Source organism: Vibrio cidicii, from assembly GCF_009665415.1.
Classification (GTDB): domain Bacteria; phylum Pseudomonadota; class Gammaproteobacteria; order Enterobacterales; family Vibrionaceae; genus Vibrio; species Vibrio cidicii.
The window spans coordinates 44,600-67,481 of the sequence record NZ_CP035922.1 but is presented as its reverse complement, the minus strand read 5'-3'; the positions used below and the strand labels follow the sequence as shown (position 1 = coordinate 67,481).

Genomic DNA, 22,882 nt, shown 5'->3' with positions numbered 1-22,882 from the left:
TCAAAAGTAATTTCTCTGGTTAGGATAACGCCAAGATTCGATTAAAAACGAGCGTAAAAATGACCGAGATAATCACTAAAGCCGACACCAACCAATACCAAACTGGTGTTGCCGCCATATTACTGGCCTGCATTTTATGGGGCACCACGGGTACGGCGGCCAGCTTTACTCAAGCGGTTTCGCCCCTCGCGACGGGTGCTTTTGCCATGGGCGTTGGAGGCTTGCTGCAAGCCTCCAACGCCAGCAAGATCATCGTCTATCAACGTCGTCAGTTGTGGCAGTTTCGCTCGGCGCTGCTTTGCAGTGCGCTTGCTTTAGCCGTCTATCCGCTGGCGTTTTATACGTCGATGCAACTGGCGGGTGTGGCGGTGGGAACGGTGGTTTCGATTGCCAGTGCGCCGTTTTTTACCGTGCTTATCGAGCGTCTTTTTGGCAAAGGGTTAGTAATTTCTCGGCGCTGGTGGCAGAGCTTTGCAACTGGCGCTTTGGGTATCGCGTTACTAGCGGGGGCGAAAACGCCGATGCATGCGCAAAGTGGTAGCGATTATCTGTTTGGTATCGCGCTTGGTTTAGTGGCAGGGCTAGCCTACGCGATTTACTCTTGGGTTGCGAAAGCGATGATCGTTCAAGGGGTGAAATCACAAGCGGCGGTAGGGGCTATCTTCGCCCTTGGCGCGCTCTTGTTGTTGCCAAGCCTAGCGCTGACTGGTGAGAACTTGCTCGCAAACCCACTCAACAGTAGCATTGCCTTGTATATGGCTGTGTTTCCTATGTGCGCGGGTTACCTGCTGTTTGGCTACGGGCTGCGCCATGTCGAAGTGCACAATGCCAACTTGCTGACGCTGTTTGAGCCCGTGGTCGCCAGCCTTCTGGCTGTGTGGATTGTTGGTGAGAGCATTTCTCTGCTTGGCTGGCTGGGCATTGCCCTGATTGGTGGATGTTTGGTGATGCAAAGTCAGCCCAAAGGCGGTTGAATAGAGAAGGGCGTAGTACGCCCTTTTACAGTGTAAATTTGGGGGGTTAACTTGTTTTTGGACAGAACCTTGTTAGAGTACTTGTTCTAAAAGGGTTCTGTCAGATAAGAAAAAGTATCTTGTTTCTATAGAAATTTAGAAAATGTCCCGTAACGTTTTCCGTGCCTAACTCTCGACTGTGAAGATATTACCCACACCCCATCAATGGAAATTAAACTATTTGTATTTATTTTTGATTAGAGAGCAATTCTCTGAGCTTAACAATCTGCTCTTTTTCAGTAGCATCCAAAACTTTTTTTGAAAATGATTTTTGATAGCTAGTCTTTTGAGTAGGGCAGCCACCAAGATAAGGTCTAAGTTTAGTTTTACAACTGTCACCACAGGTTCCAGCCTTAACACCAAGAACATCAAGCAGCATCCCCTCAAGACATACAGGTGTGGATAAAATTACTTCAATCTTATGCTTTTTCGCATACGCCCAATCTTGTTGCGGTATTGCGACGTCACTATCCATTAACACATATCGTTTGTCGTATGCGGCTTCTTGGCTCTTTTTAGCAGACATGAGAATATTTCTAGGTGAACCACCATCTGATGATTCTATTTTAACTACTTGGCCAGTTTCTCGGCCGTCATAGTTGTCTTTCATGTGATTCAAAAATGCTCTGTCGTGAATACCCTCACCAACGACGATTAGTGATGCAACATTAGCCTTTCTAACTTTCTTTTTAGCCAACTTCAACACTCCTATACGTTGGGTACAGCACCTAGAGCACCAGCTTGGTACTTAGCGTAAAGGTTGTCATCGGCACGAATTCCTACCATTTCATCCAAACGCCATGCATCACTTTCAAGACACTCTTTTTCTACGAGGTAGACTTGATGTTTCTTGAGCATATTTAGTATTTCTGGGGTGTGGCAAGTAAAGATAATTTGTGCATCATGTTGGTTAGTCTCTTTATGCTTAAACCAATCCAGAATGACTGGAAGCATGTGAGGGTGGAGGTCGTTATCAATCTCATCTAGTATAGCAACACCACCATATTGTAATACTGGCAGTACCCTGCGAAGCATTACGAAAAGAGCTTTAGTACCGCTAGACTCCTCGAATAATGGGAGTGTAAATTCACCTTTTTCACACTTATGGATAGCGAAAGGAAAGTCAAACTCGTGTTCCTCTCCTTTCTCATCTGTAACCTTTTGCTGTTTATATTCAATATCGTGAATTCCCAAATCGAAATCAAAGACAGCTTGGTGTAATCTCTGTTTCAACTTACTCTCATCTTTTAGAAATTCGGTCGCTTCCAGAATATCACCATCATTGAAATGTCTACGCCCCATCATATTCACATTGAAAATAAAACTATTAAAGTACGTATAGAGTTCGGATGCATTAGAGACGTTTTGCTGGAATGCAGCTGAAATAACAGAGACATTACTTCTCACTTTTTTAGCTTGAGCCACAGAAAAGCCGAAGCCTTTTTGCTTGTAGCTGTACCCATCATCAGCTTTCTCTCTAACAAACACATACGAGTAGCTACGACTAGTTTTTTTATACAGTGATTCCAACAAGACATCATTTTTTGTAACCGACAAGTTGTACTTGTACTGCTCCCCACCGAGCATGAAGTGCAACTCAAAATCAGTCGGCCTATCGGCATACAATCGGTGGGGCATGTATGGGATACTTTCAGAAGGTTTATAGTCGAACGCAGAAGTCGATATAAATGAACCAAGGAAAGCAAGTGGACGCAACAGCTGAGTCTTACCAGCACCATTAGCCCCAACAACTGCCAATACCTTGTTTAGACGCTCACCAGATTCTAGGTTTATGTCGTAGTAGGAAGCTGATGGTTTTTTCCCAACTTCAAAAGAAACTTCTTGCTCGTTGCCAAATGAGTAGAAATTTTTACAGATAAACTTTATTAGCATGCAAAAGCCATAATCAACATATTTTTGTTGATTATGGCTCTTGGTGGTGCATTTTTCAACCGTGTTAAGTGTGATTTATGTCTAGTACTCAAGTTGTTAAACATGGGGTGTTGGACTTTTGTATATATGTTACTGGGAAATACATCGACTGCCATATTTTGCTAAACGCCAGCGAAACCATACTGGCGTAGCTTTGTGTAATAGATAGTCATCCTAAAATGATGTTTTCCCGTTTTTTTAGTCTTACTTGTATTATAAAAAGTAAGTCAAGTGATGCCTTGGTAAAGTGTGTATTCAATCTGGCGAAACAAAGAAAGGGGCAATTTCGATCTGCCTGCACCGCTAGCTCACAAATGTGTCCTGACATATAGGTACTGATAAGTCGTTATCTATAATCTATGGTAATACGCACTTCAGGGTTAAGCCTTTGTATTTATGTTATTTCCATTCGCCGTGGCGAGCTTGTCAATCACAAAGTCCAAAAAGACTTTTACTCGTTCAGGCTGGTAATTGCCTCCGCCATATAGCGCGTTTAACGGATACTCAAGCGGCTTAAAACCGACATCAAGCTTTTGCAATAAGCCCTTTTTTACATAAGGGGCCACAATCATATCCGGCTGATAGCTTGCTCCGACCGCGGAGAGCGTCAATTGGCGGATCATCCTTGGGCTATTGCTTTTGAAAACGGTGTTTACAGTAAAGCTATTCCCTTGGCCCAAAGAGCTGAGCACGGGCCAACGCGCTGTCGGGTGAAGGTTGCTATCGATAAGGCAAGGAAGTTGTGACAGCGCCATACCTTGGCTATACCGCTTTGCTAAATCGGGTGCGGCATACACCGAGCTTTGAAGTGACATTATCTTACGATATCTCAAACTGGAGTCTGGTAGTTCACTGGCACGAAACGCGATGTCTATCGCTTGCTCAACTAAGTTAAGCTTCTGATTGGTAACGATGATATCAATTTGAATATTGGGATAGCGAAGGTGGAACTCTGGAATCAGCGGACTTAATAGCTCCTCGGCAAAACCTTGCGAGGCCGTTATACGTAAAGGCCCAGAGACCTCTCTGTTTTTGGCGTGGAGCTGCTGGTACAACTTATCAAGATTGGCCAAAACATGTTGCGCTTGATTGTAGTATTCGTGGCCAGACTGGTTGACAGAAAGTTTGCGGGTCGTGCGATGAAACAGTTTGACTCCGAGCTGCTCTTCGACACTGTTAACGTATTTGGAGGTAAGAGATTTAGAAATACCTAAACGCTCTGCAGCGGCAGTGAATGAGCCTGTCTCTATGACGGCTACCACTGTTCTCATTCCATCGATAGTATCCATGCATTATCAACATAGTGGAAATTATCATTCCATGTTAGCGGGGTTTTTCTTCTTAGCAAGTTGTTCTTAAATAGAAAAACAATCAGTTAGGAGAAAACGATGCTTAAACTATATTGGCACCCCTTTTCAGGGCATGCACACCGCGCGCATATGCTATTGAGTATGCTCGAATTGGATTTTGAACTCATTACCGTTGATCTGCCTGCCGGGGAGCATCAACAAGCCGAATTTTTGGCGCTTAACCCCTTTGGCCAGATCCCCGTACTGGTGGATGGCGAAACGGTCATTGCTGACTCAAACGCGATCTTGGTTTATCTCGCCAGCGTTTATGATAAAGAGCGGCAATGGCTGCCGGATTCACCGCAAATGCGCGCGCATATTGAACAGTTTCTTTCTCTTGCCGCGCATCGACTCGCAGGCTCAATTGCCAAACTGCGCGCGGCGAATTTATTTAACCGAGCGATAGACAGTGAACCGCTGACTCAAGAAGCATACAAGCTGCTAAAACAGCTCCAGAGCTACCAACATGGCCGCCAATGGTTGGTCGGAAGCGCGCCGACTATTGCTGACTTAGCCCTCTACAGTTATATCAAGTTAGCGCCAGAAGGCGGCATAAGTTTGGCGGATTTCCCTGATGTGCAAGTGTGGCTGAAGCGAGTCGAAGCGTTACCTCACTTTGTCCCCGTGCAACTGTCGAATGTGGGGCTGCGCAAGGAGATACTAAACAGCGCTGCTAACGAAAATAATGACTAGCTTTGCAACCGGATACGTCTTTTGCAACCGAATGCGGCCTTAATCGGTTCAATCTGCGTCCTGCAGCAGGCCACATTCTTCTTTGTGTTTGATTTGTGCCGCTAGCGCCAATACAAAAACGGGCGGTGAATGTTACCGCCCGTTCGATGGGCAAAGCCCTGTTCACATCGCTGCTGGTTTCAATTACAAGTAACTGAGATCGGTTGCTTTGCCTTTAAAGATCCGATAGACGAAAAAGGTGTAAAGCAAGATGGTCGGCATCACAATGACCACGCCAATACCCACTACCATTAAGGTGTCGGGTGACGAGGCAGCTTGCTGGGCCGTCATCATTCCGGGAACGATTTCTGGAAAAAAGCTGTAGGCGAGCCCTAAGAAACTCAGGCCGAAAATCAGCGCCACGCCAAAAAATGGCCACTGCACGCCTGCGTCATTGACGGTCGGCACCCGCTTTAGATAGCGATCCACCACCAAAATGGTGGCGAGCACAATAAGCGGAATTGGCGCGAGTAAAATCACTTCAGGAAAGCTGAACCAACGCTCGGCCACGGCGGAGTTCACCCATGGGTTCACCACGCTTACTGCCAGCACGCCCAGTGCGGCGAGCCAACCCGCTTTGCGCGACCAACGCGCAGCGCGCACTTGCAATTCGCCCTCGGTTTTGAGCACCAGCCATGCACCGCCAATGTACACGTAGGCCGCAGCAACACACAACGCGCTGAGCACAGCAAAACCGTAAGCGGCCAGCGAAGCATCAAAACCTACCACATAGCGGCCAATCATATAGCCTTGGGTTAACGCGGCGAGCAGCGAGCCGAGCTTGAAGCAGAGATCCCAATGCTCTTTGTGATCTGCTTTGGCTTTGGCACGAAAATCGAACGCCACTCCGCGCATGATAAGGGCAATCAGCATCAGTGCTGTTGGCAAGTAGAGCTCAGTAAAAATCAAGCTGTGCGCGGTGGGAAAAGCAATCAGCAGAATACCCACCGCCAGCACCAGCCAAGTTTCATTGGCATCCCAAAACGGGCCGATGGAGGCGATCATCCGATCGCGTTGCACCACATCATTGCGTGGCAGCAAGATGCCAACACCGAGATCATAGCCATCCAGCACCGCGTACATAAACACGGTAAAGCCAAGTAACAGAAGATAAATTTCTGGAAGATACTGCATCATAACGCGGCCTTTGAAGTGGTTGAGGAAGTCGGCGCGGCTTGTACGCCTTTGCGCGCGAGATAGAACAAGGTATGAATGTAGGCGACGAGCAGCACCACGTAGGTCAGCAGATAGAGCGCGAGCGAGATTCCGACCGAGCTGCTTGCCACGGGTGTGACGGCCTCAGAGGTGCGCAAAACGCCGTTCACCAGCCAAGGTTGACGGCCGATTTCGGTCACGTACCAACCGGCAAGAGTGGCGACCCAACCGGAGAAAGTCATTCCCACCAAAGCATACATGTACGGTTTCGGCACGGGTTTGTTGCGCCAAAAATGCCAAGCGCCGAACCAACTGACCAGCAGCATCAGCACGCCGACGCCCACCATCACGCGAAAGCCAAAAAACAGCGGCGCGACTGGAGGATGGTCCGGTGCAAAGGCATCTAAGCCGACGATTTCGCCATCCATTTCATGGGTTAAAATCAAACTCGCCAAGTGCGGAATGCCGATAGCCCAATCGTTGCTGCGCGTCTCTTCATTAGGTAAGGCAAACAGCAGCAAAGGTGCGCCTCGTTCGGTCTGCCACACTCCTTCCATCGCGGCGATTTTCGCTGGCTGATGTTCCAATGTGTTGAGACCATGTAGGTCGCCCACCAAGATCTGCACAGGAATGGTGATGGCTGCCACGCTCACCGCCACTTTTAGTCCGAGTTTCGCCGCTTGATTTTTGCCATCGCGCAGCACTTGGTAAGCGCTGAGCCCGGCGATCAAAAAGCTGGCAGTCAGCGCAGAAGCGAGCAGGGTATGCGCGAATCGATACGGCATGGAAGGGTTAAAAATCACCTCTTTCCAACTGGTGACATGTACGATACCGTCGATCACTTCGTGTCCTGTTGGGGTGTGCATCCAACTGTTGAGCACCAAAATCCAGAATGCCGAAAGAGTGGTTCCCACCGCCACCAACACGGTCGCTAAGGTGTGCAGCCATTCCGGCACACGGCCGCGGCCAAACAGCATCACGCCAAGAAAAGTCGCTTCCATAAAAAAGGCGGTCATCACTTCATAACCGAGCAATGGGCCGGCGACGTTGCCGACGCGTTCCATAAACCCCGGCCAGTTGGTGCCAAACTGGAAACTCATGGTGATGCCCGACACCACCCCCAAAGCAAAAGTTAAGGCGAACACCTTGACCCAGAAATAGTAGAGATCGAGCCACTGTTGGGCCTGCGTTCGCACATAGCGCCATTTGAAAAACACCAGCATCCAGCCCAAAGCGATGGTGATGGTGGGGAACAATATGTGGAAACTGATATTGGCGGCGAATTGGATCCGCGACAACATGAGGGTATCTAACATCTTTTTTCCTCAAAAAATGAAACAAACCAGTGATGGTGAAGGCAAGTCAGCCCCATCTTTATTGACTATTACGTCATTGCGACTGGATTGGTTTAGTCGCCACGAGGGAAACCCCGTGGCAAGCAAATTTGATTTGTATCAATTTTGCCAAGGTAAACCGAGGAAAAAGGTGTATCTAAGCTCAGGGAAATGTTGACAAAATATTACGCCGTCAGCCGAACGGCTTGATTCGCTAGCGTGAGGTTAAAGTGTTAACTTCGGCTGAATAAAATCAATGAAAACCGAGATGCGCTTGGCCACAGAAGAGGATTTGTAGTAGACCGCGTTGATCTGCTCACGGCCGGTATTGAGGATTTTTTCGCTCTCCAGCAGTGCAATCAAGCGGCCCTCGGCGAGGTCCTTTTTCACCATGAATCCCGACAGGCAGGCGATACCGTTGCCCATTAAAGCAAGCTGTCTTATCGTTTCGCCGTTGCTTGATGTCAGGGTTGGCGTTAGGCGGCTAAACCCTTTGAGTGGCCATTCGTTGAGTGTTTTTGGGGTCGAAAACCCAAGCGTATCGTGGTGAGCGAGATCGCTGCTTTTATAGGGGAAACCGCGTTTTGCCAAGTAATCGGGAGAGGCGACGATGTAAAGTGAACTGCGGCCAAGCGGTCTCGCGTGTAAGGTTGAGTCGCTTAACGCGCCGATGCGGATCGCCAAATCGGTTCTCTTTTCCAGCAGATCGACAAACCCTTCGTTGGAGGTGAGCTCCAGTTCAATGTCGGGATAAGCTTGTTTGAACGGCTGGATGAGCGGTATCAGTTGATGGAAGACAAACGGGCTGGCAGCATCGACCCGCAGGCGTCCTTTGGGTAACTCTCCGCGCGAGATAATCTCCTCTTCCGCTTGCTGGATCTGTTGTAACCCCATTCGTACTGCCTCGACAAACTGGCGTCCTTCCTCGGTGAGTTCGATGCGGCGAGTGGTGCGGTTTAAGATAGACACGCCCACTTGGTTTTCCACTTTGCTCACCGCGCGAGAAACGCGCGCGACCTGAATGTCCAACTGTTCCGCTGCCGCAGAAAAGCCGCCGCTATCGACCACCGCCAGCAGTATTTCTAAGTCATCGGATCGTGTTTTCATCGTCTTCTCGCTTCGGCGTTGTTGCGTTATTTTTGCATTAATAACAAATATCATTTGTTAAAACACCTATTTTTCGCAAAATAAGCCTTGCGCATAATCCTCCCATCAACACCGACGTGTTAGGCATGACGACGCCAGTCGCGACGGTGTTTTCCTCAAAATCCATTTTAAAATAAGTGAGAGAGATTATGCCGTTAGCTCTTTTAGCCTTGACGCTCAGCGCCTTTGCTATTGGTACCACCGAATTTGTCATTGTTGGGCTTATCCCGACGATGGCCGCCGATTTAGCCGTTTCGATCCCCTCAGCCGGTTTGCTGGTCAGCCTGTATGCGCTTGGTGTAGCCGTTGGCGCGCCTGTTTTGACCGCCCTGAGCGGAAAATGGAACCGCAAGTACGTTCTGCTGGCAGTGATGTCGCTGTTTGTGGTCGGTAATCTACTGGCATGGCAAGCACCCGGTTACAACACCTTGATTCTCGCCCGCATTTTGACCGGTTTAGCCCATGGGGTATTTTTCTCGATTGGTTCAACCATCGCCACAGGTTTGGTGCCTAAAGAAAAAGCGGCCAGTGCGATTGCACTGATGTTCACTGGCCTGACCGTCGCGCTGGTTACGGGGGTACCGCTTGGCACTTACATTGGGCAAACTTTTGGCTGGCAGGCGACGTTTCTGATCGTTGCGCTACTGGGGCTGATTGCTTTAATTGGCAGTGCGTTCTTAGTGCCCAACAACCTAAAACAGCCTGCTGCGGCAAAGTTTTCCTCCCAGCTTAGGGTGTTAACGCAGCCTCGTTTGTTACTGGTGTACGCCATTACTGCACTTGGCTATGGCGGCACCTTTACCGCTTTTACCTTCCTTGCGCCGATTTTGCAGCAAGAAGCCGGATTTAGCGCCAGCGCGATCAGCATCATCATGCTGGTATATGGCGTATCGGTAGCGATTGGCAATCTCTGGGGCGGAAAAATGGCCGACAAAATGGGACCGGTTAAAGCGCTGACGATTATTTTTACTGGTCTAGCGGCGATTTTAGTGGTGTTTAACTTTACCGCGGCGCACCCAATGGCGGCGGTCGCCACCATTTTGCTGTGGGGCGCCTTTGCCTTTGGCAACGTGCCCGGGCTGCAAGTGTACGTGGTAAAACTGGCGGAACAATACGCACCAGATGCAGTGGACGTCGCCTCTGGTCTGAACATCGCTGCGTTTAATGTCGGCATTGCACTGGGCTCGTGGGGCGGCGGCGTGATTGTGGCGAAAGCCGGTTTAATGCACACCCCTTGGGTAGGGGCGTTGATTGTCTTGCTTGCGCTGGCGCTCACTCGTTTAAGCGGCCGACTGGATAAACGCCGTGACGGTGCGTGGGGTAAAGAAGCGGCACTAGTGAAATAACGGTTGATTGTCAGCTTTAGTCATTGGCCAGTGTTTACGCATTGGCCAATGTTTTTGCCTCGCGTCGCAATAGCAGACAAGAGATTTGTCACTTTGCCTGGGCAACGCTTACTCGCTGGCAGCAATCTGCGTATGAGTCAGTTTTGCCATCAGTCTTGCAATGCGTTCGCGTAGTTCACGCCGATCAACAATCATATCGAGCGCACCGTGTTCTAAGAGAAACTCACTTTGCTGAAAGTCGTCCGGAAGTGTTTCACGAACGGTTTGCTCAATCACCCGACGTCCTGCAAAGCCAATGCGCGCTTTGGGTTCGGCAATATTGATGTCTCCGAGCATAGCGATGCTGGCTGACACACCGCCAAAGGTTTGGTCCGTCAGCACGGAAACGTAAGGCAGCCCAGCCTCAGAAAGATGACGAAGGGCAGCACTGGTTTTGGCCATTTGCATCAAGGAAATCAGAGACTCCTGCATTCGTGCGCCACCACAGGCGGAGAAGCAGACCAAACCGCAGTTCGCTGCGAGTGCTGCTTCAACGGCGCTGACAAATCGTGCCCCCACTACTGAGCCCATTGAACCTGCCATAAAAGAGAATTCAAACGCGCAGGCCACTACGGGCACACCTAGCACGCGGCCTTGCATCACCACTAAGGCGTCCTTCTCTCCGCTTTGTCTTTGCGCCAGCGACAAGCGTTCTTGGTAAGATTTGATGTCTTTAAAATTCAAGACATCTTTGGGTTGCAGTTCGCTGGCAATTTCTACTCTGTGCGCGTTATCGAGAAAGCTTTCCAGACGTGCCCGCGCTGCCATTCGCATATGATGATGACATTTTGGGCACACCTGCAAGTTGGCCTGCAAGGTTAAACGATAAAGAATTTCATCGCAGGCGTCGCACTTAGTCCATATTCCGTCTGGGATGGTCGCTTTACGTGTTGCGATAAGTTTTCTTTTGTCGAAGAGTCTTTCTAGCCAGCCCATACTGCTCCTTACTCAGTGAATCACCCATCAGAAAGATTGTACTAACCCTAAAATCGCAATAAAGTGGCAAAAATTGATTTAACAATCCAACTTTATGGGATTATTGAATGCTCAATCATATTGATCAACTGTGGTTAAGAAGCTTTCATTGTGTCTATGAAAACCAAAGCTTTAAGCGCGCTGCCGAGTTCCTCAATTTGCCGACGTCCAATGTCAGTCGTCACATTGCCTTGCTGGAAGAGAAATTGGCAACGCGTTTATTCGACCGAACCACACGCCGCATTGCGGCAACCGATGCCGGAGAGCAACTTTATGCGCGAACCCACGCTTTGTTAGCACGTTTGGATGAGGCTTTTGAAGAGGTGACGCAGCATAGCCACGAAGTGATGGGGCAGCTCAAGATTTTGATGCCCGATTCACCTGCATTAGCTCAGGCGGTGGTTGCTTTTTGTCGCCAGCATCCTTCGATTGGATTGTGCTGTGATACCAGCTTAAGCCCGAAAGAAGACCTCCTCGATGGGTTTGATGTGGTACTGAGTTTTCAGCGTGGGCCGCTTGCCGATAGCAACTGGATAGCGACGGAAATAAAGCGCTGGCCGAGTGTGGTGGTGGCCTCGCCCGAATGCTTGCAAGCACATCCTCTGCCGTATCACATCACCGATTTGCAACATCTCCCTTGTATCAGCAGCTTAACGGCGCTTAACGGAACGCCTTGGATTTTCAAAACTGCGCAAGGCGGATTGGTGACACAGAGAGTTCACTCCTCGTTTCGAGTCAACAGTGGCAATCTTGCCAAATCGGCTGCGTTAGCTGGGCTTGGTTTCGCCATCCTGCCAATCGATTTTTGCCAAGAGGAGATAAAAGCAGGCCATCTTGAAACGGTTGCATTGGAATACCAGCCTGACGATCTGGTTTTGTACGCTTTTTATGCATCGAGAAAACACATAGCGAGAAAGATCCCCATGTTTATCGATCATCTGCGACGCCAAGCGAACGAAGAGATGAGCATTTAAAAAATGCGCTGATGATTTGCTCATCGTGAGTAAAACAGCGCCACGGAAATCCTCCATGACGCTGCTCGCCGCTACGCTTGTGGGTGGATTTTGAGGTAAACCTCACCCAATTCCAGTTGATGATGCTCAACGTCATCGCTGATCTGCAAATCAAAATCGAGGGTCAAGGTCAGGGTTTCGCGTTTCAATTAAGAGATTTTCCTTGTTTCTTCCACTACTTAAACTTTGTCCACGAAGTGGATGAGGTTGACTTGCTGACGGAGATCTATTTGCCAATCAAATAGCGCGTTGGCGATGTTTTACTCTGTGTGCTTTGCAATTAAAAACGTCAGTATAAAGGTTAATCCGGCATTGGCGTTTTTGTTGACCGAGATGCGCCCTTGCATGTCGCGCATGTTATTGGCGGTGATAGACAAGCCCAAACCAAGCCCTTCACCGATTTTTTTGCTGGTCGCGAAAGGTTCAAATAGTTGGCTTAGTTGCTCCTCACTTACACCACAACCATTATCGCTAACAGCAAGGCTCAGTTTGTTTTGCGCTATTGAAGCGGAAATTATCAGTTGAGGTTGCGCGGTGGCTTTCATCGCGTCGATGGCGTTGGAGATCAAATTCCCCAGCACTTGTCGTAAACGCTGCTCTTCGCCCAACACGTTGGCGAGTGGATGAGGCAGACGCACTCGCACGTCGATGGGGGCCAGTTCCGCTTGGTAAATCCGCAGCGTTTCTTGCAGAGCCTCAGGCAGTGACACCGGACAAAGTTGTTCCGGCTTTTGATAGGCAAAAGATTTTAGCTGGCTGGTCATTTTACCCATGCGATCAATCAGGCGATGAATCAACTGATTATTGGATTTCAGCATTGCCAACTCGCCTCGTTCCATCAGCACTTCGTTACTGGTGAGCAGCGTTTTTAAGCCTGTTAACGGCTGGTTAAGCTCATGGGTAATTGCGCTGGACATCTTACCCAGTGCGGCGAGCTTGCTGCTCTCAATCAGCTCTTGTTGCGCCGCTTTTAGCTCGGCGGTGCGCGCTTCGACTCGGCTGGTCAGCTCTTCATTGGCTTTTTGCAGCGCCTGTTCGGCTTTTTTGCGTTTGCTGATGTCGAGCACGGTCACCAAATAGTGATGCTCGCCGTGCCAAGGAAAAGCGGTGAGGGAAAACAGCAAAGGAAACTGGCTGCCATCACTGCGCCGCCCCATGGTTTCGATGGCCGTGAGTTCGGCTAAATCTCGGTGTTTGGGCAGATTTTTTAACAACGGCAAAATCGTGGAAGCGGGATTGCCGATATCAAACAACTGCCACGCTGGCATCTTGGTGGTCATGCTGTCGGAGAGGCTGAAGTAGCGCTTGGCCATGGGATTGATGTCTTCAATCTGGCCTTGGGCGTTGAGCAGAAATAACCCAACATGGGTTTTGTTGATCATCTGGCTCATGCGCTGGCGAGATTCGTCCATCAGTTTTTGAATGCGTTGCTGGCTCAAGTTTTTTTGCTGACGCTGGTAGGCAATGACAGCAAACATCAGCAGCACAAGATTGCCAATGGTTATCCCCCAACTGGCGGAAACGACCGCTTGGCGAACAGGCTTGTAACTGCTCAGATAGGTTAGTTGCCAATGGAGATCGTCCAAGACGATGGTTTGTGCAAGATAGGTGTTGTCTTGGTTGAGCCAAAACAGCAGCGAAGTGCCGTCTTTGAGCTCTGAGTGTTGTTGAACAATTTGCGGTTGGTGTTCGTTGAGCCAGTCGGCGGTCATCTCTGGGTGGCTGGAGAGAAAATAGTCGCCGCGCAGGTTCTGAAACAAGATCGCGTCGCTGCTGGTTAACGCTTGTTCGGTAAGCAGGCGCAAATTGATCTGCACTACGGCGATGCCGACAATATCGAAATCGATGTTGATGGGCGCGGCGAGATAGAAAAACGGCGAGGAGCCTCGAGTTTTACTCACCAGCGAAACGCCTTCACGCTGGGCGTGGATCTGCTCGACAATCGCATCAATGTCAGCCTCGCTGAGGCGTTCATCTTCCAAGCTGGAAATGAGCATGTCGCCGCTGGCCGAGAGCAAATACCAGCCTTTGGTATTGGCGGCTTTGTCGAGTAAGGTCAGCTCATTGCGCAGTGCTGGGTAAAGCGTGCTATCGCCAGCTAAAAACGTTTGGCTGTTGCGGTTGTTGGTGATCAGATATGGCAGATGATAAAAACGGTGTAACGTGCGGCGAACATCGCCAATATAGTCGAGAAAGCGCTGCTGAGATTGTTCGATGCTTTGCGCACTTTGCCACTGTCGGACCAACTCTTTTCCGGCCCATTGGCTGAGCAAAAACCACATCAAAATCACGAAAATTAGCAGCACTTTTGCTCTCATCGACTCACTTCCCTGAGCATTTCAACCGTGCAAGAGTGCGCCGCTCCATTCGTTTGTTAAAGCTTTGTTGTCAAGAAGTGAGATCCAGCTCCTTTTCCCTCGGGCGCTTTTTGCCTAACGTAGCGAAACATCACACAGCATAAGCGGTAGCAGCGACATGGACTCAATTTCTCCCCCTTACATTGCTCTGGTTGAAGACGATGACATTGTGCGTCAAGCGACCGCACAATGGCTACAACTGGCGGGTTTTCACGTTGAGGCATTTAGCCAAGGTGAAGCGGCGTTGGCGGAAATTAAGCGCCGGGCTTTTGATGGGGTGGTGAGTGATGTGCGCTTACCTGGTATGGATGGCTTGTCCTTAATGGAGGCGATTCAGGCTGAGCAGGTGAGCTGTCCGGTTATCTTGATCACCGGACATGGTGATATCGACATGGCGGTGAAAGCGCTGCAAAAAGGCGCCTACGATTTCATTGAAAAGCCGTTTAATCCTGAGCGTTTGTCGCAAACGCTGCACACCGCCGTGAGTGATTATCAAAACCAAGCCAAAAGCACTCATCGTAGCCACTATCTGCAGCAGCTACGCGGCATCGAGCAACAACTGATTGGTAACAGTGCGGTGATGTGCCAACTGCGTGAACAGATCGCCAGAGTGGCTGACATGGACACCAATGTGATCATCTATGGGGAAACCGGTACGGGTAAAGAGCTGGTGGCGCGCAGCCTACATACCGAAAGTACCCGTCGGGCCAATCCATTTGTGGCGATCAACTGTGGCGCCATTCCGGAAAATCTGTTTGAGAGTGAGCTGTTTGGTCATGAAGCTGGCGCGTTTACTGGCGCGAGTAAACGGCGGGTTGGCAAGTTGGAATACGCCGACCGAGGTACGCTGTTTATGGATGAGATAGAAAGCATGCCGATGTCGATGCAAGTTAAAGTGCTGCGCAGTTTGCAGGAAAATCAGGTGGAGCGAGTGGGCGGTAACCGACCGATTGGTGTGGATTTGCGAGTGGTGGCCGCGGCGAAAGCGGATCTGTTTAACCATCCCGATTTTCGTCAGGATCTTTTCTATCGCCTTAGCGTGGCGCAGTTGCATCTTCCGCCTTTGCGTGAGAGGGAAGAAGACGCACTACTGCTATTTGAACATTTTGCGACTCAGTCCAATGCCAACAAGCGAGCGTTAAGCTCAGCAGAATCGCGCGCACTACTTAGCTATGGCTGGCCGGGCAATGTGCGTGAGCTACGCAATGTGGCGATACGCTTTGCGCTGGATGAAAGCTTGTCGGTGATGGAAATTCTCTCCAACCGGGCGGGTTTTGCTCAAGAGAGCCTGCCGAGCGGCGTACCACTGGCGATACAGTTGCACAACTTTGAGCGCAAAGTGATTCATGAAGCGTTACTTCGTCATCAGGGGAGTATTGTCGAGGTGATGACAGAGCTGGATCTGCCGCGCCGTACCCTTAATCAAAAGATGCAGAAGCTGGGGCTCAACCGGGCCGATTACACCGATGGCTAACCCTGCCGCTGCACGTTTTGTCGATGAGCAAGATCTTGCCTGTTATAAAAATTAACAAATCCATTACTTTGGTCACATCTCAGCGTTGGGATGTGGCTGGAGTCACAAGCTGATTTTCTATAATTACATGATTTTGTTTGTTTTTATTTATATGTGCTTATAGGCAAGATCTTGCTTACTGATTTTGTCCTTTATAAGCAAAAAATGGCTCATTTCGTGTTGTTTCTCTCGTATTTATATTTAATATCAATGGCTTAAAATATGGCATCGCTTTTGCTCTAGTTGGTTGTTAGTAACAAAAAAATAACAACCACCCTACACGGAGTGTAACGATGAAACTCAATAAACTGATGAAATCCCTTGCGCTGGCAACCCTGTCTCTTACTGCCGCGTCCAATCTACAGGCCGCCGAACAACGCAGTTATATCTTGGCCACCGCATCGACTGGCGGCACTTACTACCCTGTGGGTGTAGCGCTGGCGACGTTGAGCAAAGTAAAGCTGGAGCCGAAATATAAGTTTTCCCTCTCGGCGATAAGCTCTGCGGGATCGGGCGAAAATATCAAGTTGTTAAATGAAAAAGAGGCGCAATTTGCGATTTTGCAAGGGCTTTACGGCGCTTGGGCTTCCAGTGGTGATGGACCATATGCGCAAAGCGGCCCGCAGACTCAACTGCGTTCTGTCTCTATGCTGTGGCAAAACGTTGAGCACTTTATCGTCCGCACCGATCTTGCTCCCTCCGGTACGGTGGCGGATCTTAATCAGATGAAGGACAAGAAATTCTCTATCGGCACCAAAAACTCCGGTACAGAGAATTCGGGTCGGCAAATCATGGCTGGGCTGGGGGTCAATCCGGATGAATTCAACCTCGCCTACATGGGCTATGGCGCCAGTGCCAGCGCGATGCAAAACGGCACTATTGACGGCATGAACACGCCAGCAGGCGTTCCTGTTGGTGCGGTGACTCAGGCGTTTGCGGCCATGGGCAATGACATCACGCTACTGTCATTTACCGATGAACAGATCAAACAAGCCAACGGTAAGTATCAACTGTGGACCAAATACGTCATCCCGGCTAACACCTATCCCGGCGTGAATAAAGCCATCACCACCATCGCGCAGCCGAATTTCCTTGCGGTGCGTGAAGACGTCTCTGAAGAAGATGTTTATCAATTGACCAAAGCGATTTACGAAAACCTGCCATTTTTGCAAGGCATTCATAAAGCGACCAAAGACATGGCGCTGCAAAAAGCCATCGATGGTTTGCCTTTGCCACTGCACCCAGGGGCGGCGCGCTACTACAAAGAAGTCGGTATCTCAATCCCGCAAGGATTGATGGCGAACTGATGCTTGTGGGCATGTCTGAGCGCTGGTTCAGCGTGCCCTGACTTTGTGATTTCAGCCCCTTGGAGCGAACGAATGAGTGATTCTTTACAACAACAGTTGCAGCAGTTTGAGTTACCCACTCGGACTGATTTTCCTTGGGTGACGGCAGCGATTACCGGTATCGGCGTGGTGTTATCGCTGCTGCACATCTGGTTTAACACCTTATCAACCCTTTCTGAACTGTGGATCTCGGCGACCCACTTTGCTGGCTTCGCGCTGATTTGCCTGCTTTGGTATCCCGCGCACGCCTCGTTAAAACGCAGCAAATTGGCCTTAATGGTCGATGTGTTGATCGCGCTCGCTGCACTCGGCTGCCTTGTCTACCTTCCTTTTGCCGAAGATGCGCTCTATCAGCGTGGCGTGAAATTTGTTACTTCCGACTGGGTTGTCTCCATCGTGGCGATTCTGATCGCGATAGAAGTGATCCGCCGCACCATGGGCTGGTTTATTCCGGTGCTAATTGTGATTTGCTTAAGCTACGTCGTCTGGTGGGGCAAATGGGCGGGTGGCATTTTCCACTTTCCCGGCTTGAGTATGGAAACCTTGCTGTATCGCAGTTTCTTCTCATCCGAAGGGATGTTTGGTTCTATTTCGCGCATTAGCTGGACCTTCGTTTTCATGTTCATCTTGTTTGGCGCGTTTTTGGTCAAATCCGGCGTTGGTGATTACATCATCAACGTTTCGCGTGCGGCGGCAGGTAAAATTATTGGCGGCCCCGGCTTTATCGCCGTGCTCGGCTCGGGGCTGATGGGTTCTGTGTCGGGATCGAGTGTCGCCAATACCGTTTCAACCGGGGTTATCAGCATTCCGCTGATGCAAAAAGCCGGTTTTCCATCGCGCTTCGCCGCAGGCGTGGAAGCCGCCGCCTCAACCGGAGGGCAGTTGATGCCACCAGTGATGGGCGCTGGGGCGTTTATCATGGCCTCTTACACGCAAATTCCGTATGTCGATATTGTGGCGGTGTCGTTTGTTCCGGCGCTGATCTACTTTTTGTCTGTGGCGTTTTTTGTCCGCATTGAAGCCAAACGCAGCGGGGTGCAAAAAGTGACCACCAGTGATGAGTCGCTCTTTAAAGTGCTGCTGTCAGGCTGGCATAACCTGATCCCGCTATTGGTGTTAGTGACGCTGCTGGTGAAAGGGTTTACCCCTACTTACGCCGCAGGCATTTCAATCCTTTCGGTGATCGTCGCTTCTTGGTTTTCTAAAGATCACAAAATGGGGCCAAAAGAGATCATTGATGCGCTGTCGCAAGGGGCGAAAAACATGGCGACCACGGCGGTCTTGCTGGTCGGCATTGGTCTGGTGATCAACGTGATTACCACCACCGGCATTGGCAATACCTTTTCGCTGATGATTAACGGCTGGTCGCAGGGCGATCTGCTGATCATGCTGGTGCTGATTGCTTTGGCATCCTTGGTGCTGGGCATGGGGCTGCCCGTGACCGCTGCGTACATCGTCTTGGGTACGCTGTCCGCACCTGCGTTGTATCAACTGATCGCGGAAAATCAACTGCTCGAGCTAATGGTCAACGGACAGATGCCAGAGCAAGCCAAAGCGATCTTTATGTTGGCCGCGCCAGACAAATTTGCCCTGCTTAGCGCGCCGATGTCGCTGCAAACGGCGACGGAGATGTTGGCTCTGGTTCCGGTTGATTTCAAAGAAACCTTGCTTGAACAAAGTTTAGGCATGGAAGCGGTTGGCTTGGCGCTGCTGGCGGCGCATCTGATCATCTTCTGGCTCTCTCAAGATAGCAACGTCACCCCGCCTGTCTGTTTGACCGCTTTTGCGGCGGCAACCATCGCCAAAACGCCGCCCATGCGCACCGGATTAACTGCGTGGAAAATTGCCAAAGGCTTGTATTTGGTGCCGCTGTTGATTGCGTACACTGGGCTGGTGAGCTGGGATGTGACCACGGTGCTGATGACGGGATTTTTCGCCATCTTTGGCACTTACGCTTTGATCGGCGCGATTGAAGGCTATTTGGAAAGTAAGATTAACGTTCTGATCCGACTCGTATTATTAGCTGTGGGCGCGCTGATGGTGTGGCATGATGTGCCGTTGTGGGGACGTGTGCTCTCGCTCGCGATTTTTATCGGGATTTTTATTTACAGTAGCCGGGCATATAAAACGCAGCCGCCTGTGGCGACCGCATAGAGGAGAGCAAAACGTGTATGACTACATCATCGTCGGCGGTGGCATTGTGGGTGTCTCTACCGCGTGGCAATTACAACGTCAGTTTGCCGATAAATCGGTGCTGCTGTTAGAAAAAGAAGCGCAGTTTGCCAAACATCAGACTGGCCACAATAGCGGGGTGATCCACGCAGGCGTTTACTACGCGCCGGGTAGCTTGAAGGCGGATTTTTGCAAACGCGGCGTAGAAGCGACCAAGGCGTTTTGCGCTAAGCATCAGATCCCGGTGGAAAACTGCGGCAAGCTGTTGGTGGCGACAAGCGGGGCAGAAATGGAACGGATGGAGGCGCTTTATCAGCGCTGTCATACCAACGGCATTGAGGTTGAACGGCTTGATGCTGCGCAACTGAAACTGGCGGAGCCCAATATCGTTGGCCTTGGCGCGATTTATGTGCCGTCGACCAGTATTGTCGACTACAAGCAGGTGACGGAAAAAATGGCGCAGGAGTTTATCGAATGCGGTGGCGAAGTACGTTTGCAAAGCGAAGTGGTGGCAATTGAAGAGCACGCAGAAGAAGTGCAGATCACCTGTGTTTCTGACGGACAAAGCGTGCAGATTAACGGGCGATTTCTGATCTCGTGTGGCGGACTCATGGCGGATCGGCTCACTAAAATGATGGGCATTGCCACTGATTTCCAGATCATTCCTTATCGCGGCGAGTATTACCGCTTGCCTGCTCACCACAATCAGGTGGTGAAGCATTTGATCTACCCAATCCCCGATCCCGACTTGCCGTTTCTTGGTGTCCACCTGACTCGAATGATTGATGGCAGTGTGACGGTTGGCCCAAACGCCGTACAAGGCTGGAAGCGAGAAGGGTATCAAAAGTTCAATTTCAGTTGGCGCGATAGCGCGCAGATGTTGGCGTTTCCCGGTTTTTGGAAAGTAACCGCCAAACATTTGCGCACCGGAGTGAAGGAGTTTATCAACTCGTGGTGGAAGCCGGGTTATCTGCAATTGGTCAACAAATATTGCCCGCGCATCACCTTGGCGGATCTGCAACCTTATCCCGCGGGTATTCGCGCCCAAGCGGTGCTCTCGGATGGCAGCTTAGTGCATGATTTCTTGTTTGCGGAGAGTCCACGCAGCCTGCATGTGTGTAATGCGCCGTCCCCCGCTGCAACCTCGGCCATTCCGATTGGCGAATACATCGGTAAAAAAGTGATCGAGAAACAGAAGGGTTACTGAGCGATTTCGCTTGAAATCAACGCTGATGAGCTAATCCGGTAAAACGATTAAGCCAAATTGCTCTAGCAATTGAGCCTGTTGCCATTGACAGATCTTAACGCCTTGGAGAGAGACGCGGCGAACATCCAGCCCATCGAGTTCGACGTGGGTTAAATCGCTCTCCTCTAGCGTGAATGTGCCCCATTGATCGGCAGAAAACTCGCCACGGGAGAGATCGGAGCCGCGAAAACTTGCGCCATACAGGTTGGCACCGCGCCAACGGTTTTCAAACAGGTCACACTTCTCCAACATCGCGCGCTCAAAATTCGTGTAATTGAGATTGCATCCCGTGATAAACGCCGAGCAGAAATAGAAGCGCTGACTGACTCGGTTGCTAAAGTTGGCTTGGCTAAAATTAGCGCCCTTCAAATCGCATTCACGAAACTCAATGCCAAAACAGTCTGCGCCGACAAACTGACTCATCGCCAACATACAATGTTTGAAACTGGCTTCCTTGAGTTTGCTGTAGCGAAAACTGCATCCTTCAAGGCCAGATGCCTCAATGAAACGGCAGTGAATAAACTGGCATTCACTGAGATTGGCGCGATCAAAACGGCACTCGATAAAGTGGCAATGTTCAAAGATCACATGTTGTAGATCTTGAGCGGAAAAGTCGTGTTGGTGGAATTGTTGGTTTTTGTACTGCATCGTCACTCCTCAGTTAACGTGCAGGCTATCATGTTAAGCTGTTGAAAATCCAAGAAATTAACTTCTTTAAAAACAAGAATTTAAAAGGTGTCAAAATCGCTTAAATAAGCGGTCTAGTAGCGGTTTTAAGGTGGTGTTTTTTTGTTTTTAGTATGAGCGGTAAGCAAAAAAAGTTTTACCGCTCTCAAATAACACTGAGGAAAGAAAATCACGCTGGTCAATGACATGGTCAACACGCAAGGTGTGACACACGCAATTTGCATTACATAATTGTGGTTTATTTGCAATAAATGTTGATCGGTGAAGCATTTTTGTAATCAAAGCATCACTAAATTTTACAAATTGATTTCCATCAAAATGGTAGGGTTATTATGTGCTACTGTGCGCGCAACAAAAAATTCTTACAAATTAGAAAGATAATTTAGCCCTACATAAAAGGAATAAAAAATGAGAAAAACACTTTCTAGTCTTGCAGTGGTTGCAGCGCTATTTTCTACGAACGTTTTGGCGCACGCAGAAGGTGACTACATCTTACGTGTCGGTTTAGCCTCTGTGATGCCAAATGACAGCAGTGATAAGATTTTAGGGTCCTCTCATGAGTTGGAAGTCGACTCGAACACCCAGCTTGGTTTAACGTTCGGTTATATGTACACCGACAACATCAGTTTCGAAGTGCTGGCGGCAACGCCATTTAGCCATAACATCTCGACTGAGCTGGGCGGTTTGGACAACATTGCCAAAACCAAGCATTTGCCACCGAGCTTCATGGTGCAGTACTACTTTGGCACTAAAGAGAGCACGTGGCGCCCTTACGTTGGTGCGGGTCTGAACTACACCATGTTCTTTAACGAAGGGTTTAATGATCGCGGCAAAGGTGCGGGTTTGTCGGATCTGAGCTTAGAAGATTCTTGGGGATTGGTGGCCAACGTTGGTGTTGACTACGCACTGAACGACACTTGGTTCCTAAACACTTCATTGTGGTATGCCGATATCGATACCGAAGCAACCTACAAAGCGGGCGGTACAACCTATAAAACCGATGTGACGATTGACCCTTGGGTTGTGATGTTCACTGGTGGTTATAAATTCTAATCGGCTTAAACAGACACCATCAGCAAAGAACACCGTTTCACTAACTATTTGGCGAAGTTTCGCCCGTCAGTTATCTAATTCGTTCCTTATATTAAGAGGAGCCCGGCAAGGCTCCTCTTCTTCCTTCTCTCTCACCTCACTCTTGGGTGAATTCAATTTGAGTAAAATGGGGATTTTCGCAAAGTGCGGTCATCGCGAGGATCTGTTTGGTGGGCACCAACACCGCATCGCCGCCAACTTCAATCTCCATACATTCCTGCTTCTGTTGGTTGTAACTGGTCGTGAGGGCCAATCCGGAAATGCTGTTGCCGTTGATTAAAGTTAACTCAACCGCAATGCCATATAAGCAGGCGATTTCAATGTAGTCATATTGGCTGCAACTGATCATGGTGACTCCGTTTCACGTGGTTATCGTTTGCTAAGCACAGATCGCCATTCTAGCAGTGTTGACGAATCAAACAGGTACAAACAGAT

19 protein-coding genes and 1 pseudogene are annotated in these 22,882 nt (G+C 49.6%); 10 read left to right on the top strand and 10 right to left on the bottom strand.

Annotated features, from left to right (window positions below):
- Window positions 1-59 precede the first annotated feature (59 nt).
- Window positions 60-974 (top strand): DMT family transporter, encoded by a 915-nt coding sequence (locus EWA64_RS15925; RefSeq protein WP_061894241.1) that lies wholly within the window; start codon window positions 60-62, stop codon window positions 972-974.
- 226 nt (window positions 975-1,200) lie between these two features.
- Here EWA64_RS15925 and EWA64_RS15920 read toward each other — a convergent pair whose 3' ends face one another.
- From EWA64_RS15920 to EWA64_RS15910, 3 genes are all read right to left on the bottom strand, one after another.
- Window positions 1,201-1,710 (bottom strand): hypothetical protein, encoded by a 510-nt coding sequence (locus EWA64_RS15920; RefSeq protein ID WP_061894242.1) that lies wholly within the window; start codon window positions 1,708-1,710, stop codon window positions 1,201-1,203.
- A gap of 11 nt (window positions 1,711-1,721) precedes the next feature.
- Complete coding sequence (locus EWA64_RS15915; RefSeq protein WP_061894243.1) at window positions 1,722-2,906, bottom strand: AAA family ATPase; 1,185 nt, start codon at window positions 2,904-2,906, stop codon at window positions 1,722-1,724.
- A gap of 419 nt (window positions 2,907-3,325) precedes the next feature.
- Window positions 3,326-4,216, bottom strand: coding sequence for a LysR family transcriptional regulator (locus EWA64_RS15910; protein WP_061894651.1), 891 nt, complete (start codon window positions 4,214-4,216; stop codon window positions 3,326-3,328).
- A 117-nt stretch (window positions 4,217-4,333) separates the two neighbouring features.
- On the opposite strand from EWA64_RS15910, the gene EWA64_RS15905 reads away from it, so the two are divergent.
- Window positions 4,334-4,987, top strand: a complete 654-nt coding sequence (locus EWA64_RS15905; protein ID WP_061894244.1) for a glutathione S-transferase family protein — start codon at window positions 4,334-4,336, stop codon at window positions 4,985-4,987.
- A 183-nt stretch (window positions 4,988-5,170) separates the two neighbouring features.
- On the opposite strand, the gene EWA64_RS15900 is transcribed toward EWA64_RS15905, so the two are convergent.
- The 3 genes from EWA64_RS15900 to EWA64_RS15890 form a co-directional block, all read right to left on the bottom strand.
- The gene (locus EWA64_RS15900) at window positions 5,171-6,163 is read right to left on the bottom strand and encodes a cytochrome d ubiquinol oxidase subunit II (RefSeq protein WP_061894245.1); all 993 of its coding nucleotides are present in this window, start codon (window positions 6,161-6,163) and stop codon (window positions 5,171-5,173) included.
- The gene (locus tag EWA64_RS15895) at window positions 6,160-7,497 is read right to left on the bottom strand and encodes a cytochrome ubiquinol oxidase subunit I (protein ID WP_061894246.1); all 1,338 of its coding nucleotides are present in this window, start codon (window positions 7,495-7,497) and stop codon (window positions 6,160-6,162) included. Before EWA64_RS15895 ends, EWA64_RS15900 begins: the two co-directional genes overlap by 4 nt.
- 243 nt (window positions 7,498-7,740) lie before the next feature.
- A complete protein-coding gene (locus EWA64_RS15890) occupies window positions 7,741-8,622 on the bottom strand; it encodes a LysR family transcriptional regulator (RefSeq protein ID WP_061894247.1) in 882 nt (293 codons plus the stop codon).
- Window positions 8,623-8,810: 188 nt separating this feature from the next.
- Between EWA64_RS15890 and EWA64_RS15885 the strand changes: the two genes are divergently transcribed.
- On the top strand, window positions 8,811-10,007 hold the full coding sequence (locus tag EWA64_RS15885; protein WP_061894248.1) for an MFS transporter: 1,197 nt from the start codon (window positions 8,811-8,813) through the stop codon (window positions 10,005-10,007).
- Between the two features lie 108 nt (window positions 10,008-10,115).
- On the opposite strand, the gene accD is transcribed toward EWA64_RS15885, so the two are convergent.
- Window positions 10,116-10,982: an acetyl-CoA carboxylase, carboxyltransferase subunit beta gene (accD, locus tag EWA64_RS15880; protein ID WP_061894249.1), complete on the bottom strand. Its 867-nt coding sequence runs from the start codon at window positions 10,980-10,982 to the stop codon at window positions 10,116-10,118.
- 107 nt (window positions 10,983-11,089) lie between these two features.
- Between accD and EWA64_RS15875 the strand changes: the two genes are divergently transcribed.
- Together EWA64_RS15875 and EWA64_RS15870 are read left to right on the top strand one after the other, a co-directional pair.
- Window positions 11,090-11,995: a LysR family transcriptional regulator gene (locus EWA64_RS15875; protein ID WP_061894250.1), complete on the top strand. Its 906-nt coding sequence runs from the start codon at window positions 11,090-11,092 to the stop codon at window positions 11,993-11,995.
- Window positions 11,996-12,180: 185 nt separating this feature from the next.
- Window positions 12,181-12,279 (top strand): annotated as a pseudogene (locus EWA64_RS15870) (AraC family transcriptional regulator); the annotation flags it as partial.
- Between the two features lie 15 nt (window positions 12,280-12,294).
- Here EWA64_RS15870 and EWA64_RS15865 read toward each other — a convergent pair.
- Window positions 12,295-14,352 carry a PAS domain-containing sensor histidine kinase gene (locus EWA64_RS15865; RefSeq protein ID WP_061894252.1) on the bottom strand — a complete coding sequence of 686 codons (2,058 nt, stop codon included), beginning with the start codon at window positions 14,350-14,352 and terminating at the stop codon, window positions 12,295-12,297.
- A 157-nt stretch (window positions 14,353-14,509) separates the two neighbouring features.
- Between EWA64_RS15865 and EWA64_RS15860 the strand changes: the two genes are divergently transcribed.
- The 4 genes from EWA64_RS15860 to lhgD all read left to right on the top strand — a co-directional run bounded on the left by EWA64_RS15860 (window position 14,510) and on the right by lhgD (window position 20,629).
- Window positions 14,510-15,865 (top strand): sigma-54-dependent transcriptional regulator, encoded by a 1,356-nt coding sequence (locus EWA64_RS15860; protein WP_061894253.1) that lies wholly within the window; start codon window positions 14,510-14,512, stop codon window positions 15,863-15,865.
- A 332-nt stretch (window positions 15,866-16,197) separates the two neighbouring features.
- Window positions 16,198-17,211, top strand: coding sequence for a TAXI family TRAP transporter solute-binding subunit (locus EWA64_RS15855; RefSeq protein ID WP_061894254.1), 1,014 nt, complete (start codon window positions 16,198-16,200; stop codon window positions 17,209-17,211).
- A 72-nt stretch (window positions 17,212-17,283) separates the two neighbouring features.
- Window positions 17,284-19,404, top strand: coding sequence for a TRAP transporter permease (locus tag EWA64_RS15850; protein ID WP_061894255.1), 2,121 nt, complete (start codon window positions 17,284-17,286; stop codon window positions 19,402-19,404).
- 13 nt (window positions 19,405-19,417) lie between these two features.
- Window positions 19,418-20,629: an L-2-hydroxyglutarate dehydrogenase gene (gene lhgD / locus EWA64_RS15845; protein ID WP_061894256.1), complete on the top strand. Its 1,212-nt coding sequence runs from the start codon at window positions 19,418-19,420 to the stop codon at window positions 20,627-20,629.
- Between the two features lie 30 nt (window positions 20,630-20,659).
- Here the strand turns inward: lhgD and EWA64_RS15840 are convergent, their stop codons facing one another.
- Window positions 20,660-21,316 (bottom strand): Qnr family pentapeptide repeat protein, encoded by a 657-nt coding sequence (locus EWA64_RS15840; RefSeq protein ID WP_061894257.1) that lies wholly within the window; start codon window positions 21,314-21,316, stop codon window positions 20,660-20,662.
- 447 nt (window positions 21,317-21,763) lie between these two features.
- Here EWA64_RS15840 and ompW point away from each other — a divergent pair, with 447 nt between their 5' ends.
- Entirely contained in the window at window positions 21,764-22,408 is a 645-nt protein-coding gene (gene ompW, locus EWA64_RS15835; protein ID WP_061894258.1) for an outer membrane protein OmpW, read from the top strand.
- A gap of 136 nt (window positions 22,409-22,544) precedes the next feature.
- On the opposite strand, the gene EWA64_RS15830 is transcribed toward ompW, so the two are convergent.
- Window positions 22,545-22,796 (bottom strand): Rho-binding antiterminator, encoded by a 252-nt coding sequence (locus EWA64_RS15830; RefSeq protein WP_039428436.1) that lies wholly within the window; start codon window positions 22,794-22,796, stop codon window positions 22,545-22,547.
- Window positions 22,797-22,882: the final 86 nt, after the last annotated feature.

Bases quoted from the DNA above. Each gene is read 5' to 3' on its own strand.
- EWA64_RS15885 (WP_061894248.1), top strand. From the start codon at position 8,811: ATGCCGTTAGCTCTTTTAGCCTTGACGCTCAGCGCCTTTGCTATTGGT.
- EWA64_RS15850 (WP_061894255.1), top strand. From the start codon at position 17,284: ATGAGTGATTCTTTACAACAACAGTTGCAGCAGTTTGAGTTACCCACT.
- EWA64_RS15925 (WP_061894241.1), top strand. From the start codon at position 60: ATGACCGAGATAATCACTAAAGCCGACACCAACCAATACCAAACTGGT.
- EWA64_RS15905 (WP_061894244.1), top strand. From the start codon at position 4,334: ATGCTTAAACTATATTGGCACCCCTTTTCAGGGCATGCACACCGCGCG.
- EWA64_RS15895 (WP_061894246.1), bottom strand. From the start codon at position 7,497: ATGTTAGATACCCTCATGTTGTCGCGGATCCAATTCGCCGCCAATATC.
- EWA64_RS15890 (WP_061894247.1), bottom strand. From the start codon at position 8,622: ATGAAAACACGATCCGATGACTTAGAAATACTGCTGGCGGTGGTCGAT.
- EWA64_RS15900 (WP_061894245.1), bottom strand. From the start codon at position 6,163: ATGATGCAGTATCTTCCAGAAATTTATCTTCTGTTACTTGGCTTTACC.
- ompW (WP_061894258.1), top strand. From the start codon at position 21,764: ATGAGAAAAACACTTTCTAGTCTTGCAGTGGTTGCAGCGCTATTTTCT.
- EWA64_RS15830 (WP_039428436.1), bottom strand. From the start codon at position 22,796: ATGATCAGTTGCAGCCAATATGACTACATTGAAATCGCCTGCTTATAT.
- EWA64_RS15860 (WP_061894253.1), top strand. From the start codon at position 14,510: ATGGACTCAATTTCTCCCCCTTACATTGCTCTGGTTGAAGACGATGAC.
- EWA64_RS15840 (WP_061894257.1), bottom strand. From the start codon at position 21,316: ATGCAGTACAAAAACCAACAATTCCACCAACACGACTTTTCCGCTCAA.
- EWA64_RS15875 (WP_061894250.1), top strand. From the start codon at position 11,090: ATGCTCAATCATATTGATCAACTGTGGTTAAGAAGCTTTCATTGTGTC.
- EWA64_RS15915 (WP_061894243.1), bottom strand. From the start codon at position 2,906: ATGCTAATAAAGTTTATCTGTAAAAATTTCTACTCATTTGGCAACGAG.
- EWA64_RS15910 (WP_061894651.1), bottom strand. From the start codon at position 4,216: ATGAGAACAGTGGTAGCCGTCATAGAGACAGGCTCATTCACTGCCGCT.
- accD (WP_061894249.1), bottom strand. From the start codon at position 10,982: ATGGGCTGGCTAGAAAGACTCTTCGACAAAAGAAAACTTATCGCAACA.
- EWA64_RS15855 (WP_061894254.1), top strand. From the start codon at position 16,198: ATGAAACTCAATAAACTGATGAAATCCCTTGCGCTGGCAACCCTGTCT.
- EWA64_RS15865 (WP_061894252.1), bottom strand. From the start codon at position 14,352: ATGAGAGCAAAAGTGCTGCTAATTTTCGTGATTTTGATGTGGTTTTTG.